1 protein-coding gene and 1 pseudogene are annotated in these 1,747 nt (G+C 33.2%); one reads left to right on the top strand and one right to left on the bottom strand.

Annotated elements, in window-relative coordinates:
• Window positions 1-203: pseudogene (locus Q0410_RS04525) on the bottom strand (ornithine carbamoyltransferase); the annotation flags it as partial.
• A gap of 268 nt (window positions 204-471) precedes the next feature.
• Here Q0410_RS04525 and Q0410_RS04530 point away from each other — a divergent pair.
• Window positions 472-1,713, top strand: coding sequence for a helix-turn-helix domain-containing protein (locus Q0410_RS04530; RefSeq protein ID WP_299033378.1), 1,242 nt, complete (start codon window positions 472-474; stop codon window positions 1,711-1,713).
• Window positions 1,714-1,747 lie beyond the last annotated feature (34 nt).

A 1,747-nucleotide genomic window follows, 5' to 3' on the forward strand; every position in this document is an offset into this window, starting at 1 on the left:
CCTGCTACTTCAAATGAACATCTTGTTCTTGTAGATGTTTTTTCAAAGATAATTGCAATGTTTTTACCTTCTAGATATCTGTGAGGTACACCTGCTCTTTTCATATCCTTGAAGTTTTTAGATAGGTCTAATAAGTATCTGATGTCTGCTGATGAAAAATCAAGAAGTTTTAAGAATGATTTTCCTCTGAAATTTTTTGCCATAATAATCTCTCCTTTGTTTTTTTATTACTTGCTAAGTAAAGTAACAATTTCATAATTATATATTAACATATATTTAAAAATGACTTCGGACAAATCACGTTATATTTTTTGTCACTAATTTAAAATCTTCAAAAACCTCAAGCTTTTTGATAGATTTTGGTAATTTTCTTAAGGACAAACGCTTTTTATATGGATATTTCAAAAAAATCGCAAAAATTATTGAAAATTATCTGAGAATAAATATTATATAAGTAGGAGGAAGATCTTTATGAGAAAAAAATATGTCACCCTACAGGATTCGTTTTTATCAATCCTAAACGAATCAAACCTCATAAGTTTTGATATCCAATCTGATAACGGAAAAACCCTGCCCCTTATGCATAAGCATAGCAGGTTTTTATATATACTCGATGGAGAAGGAAAGATTAAAATCCAAGATAGGATATATAAGATGACTAGTGGTACTGTTATCTCTATCCTTCCTTGGCAAACTTCTGAAATCATAGAAGTAGCAGGCAAAATCACCTACTACCTTCTAGTTTATAACTTCAACCTAGTTAATATCTACATGAAAAGCCAAATGAACCTCAATAAGGAAGACCTAAGCTTTATTAAGAGCCTTTATAACAGCGAGTCAGCCCTTTATGACCCAGAAGCTGTTGATAAAATCGAGAGGATTTTTGAGGATATAAGAGAAGAAATAGGCGTCCATTCCCTAAGTCTAATAATTCACACCAAGAAAAAATTCTCCACAGTCTACCTTATGGCAAAGATTACAGAGCTTTTGATCTTATATATGAGATATGTAAATTGTGATGATAACTTTAGCGAATCTGTCGCCGTCAAAAAAGAAAATATCTTTATGTATATGTTCTTAAATTCATCTAGGGATATAAGTCTAGAAGTCTTAGCAAAAATTTTCCTTATGTCAGAATCTGCCATAAGCCAGTACATAAAAGATGTAACAGGACTTGGTTTTCTTGACATCCTCCATGAAATTAGGATTTACAAGGCAAAATTTTTACTAATCCATACTGACATGACCCTAAAGGAAATAGCGAAGGCTGTTAATTATTCTGATCCTGCCCAACTTTCCAAACTCTTCCAAGAAAAGCAATCCATGGGAACCAAGGGCTTCAGGAAACTAAATAAGCTTATAGAAGGCGATGCTACTTTTACCTTTAGTCCCGAAGACCTAAAGCTTATTGACTATGTAAATGAAAACTATGCCAAAGACCTAGAGATAATAGAAGTAGCGAAGCTTTTTGACCTAACTCCTAGAAATATCAATAAGATTTTTGTCTACTTTATGGAACAAAACTTCTACTCCTACCTCCACCAGGTAAGAGTCCACGCAGCCTGTGATCTCTTGGTAAATACAAATGAGCCTATAACCGATATAGCCATAGCAGTGGGTTATAATTCGTCAAAGACTCTTTTAAGAAACTTTTTAAAAAACATAGGCATAACCCCATCAGACTTTAGGGCCAGCCACCAGGCAGATTTATAAAAAAAATCGTCCAGCATTTATCTAACAAATGCCA

Source organism: uncultured Anaerococcus sp., from assembly GCF_937934665.1.
Taxonomy (GTDB): domain Bacteria; phylum Bacillota; class Clostridia; order Tissierellales; family Peptoniphilaceae; genus Anaerococcus.

What these genes read in the sequence shown, in the direction of transcription:
- Q0410_RS04530 (WP_299033378.1), top strand. Translation starts at nt 472, where the DNA reads ATGAGAAAAAAATATGTCACCCTACAGGATTCGTTTTTATCAATCCTA.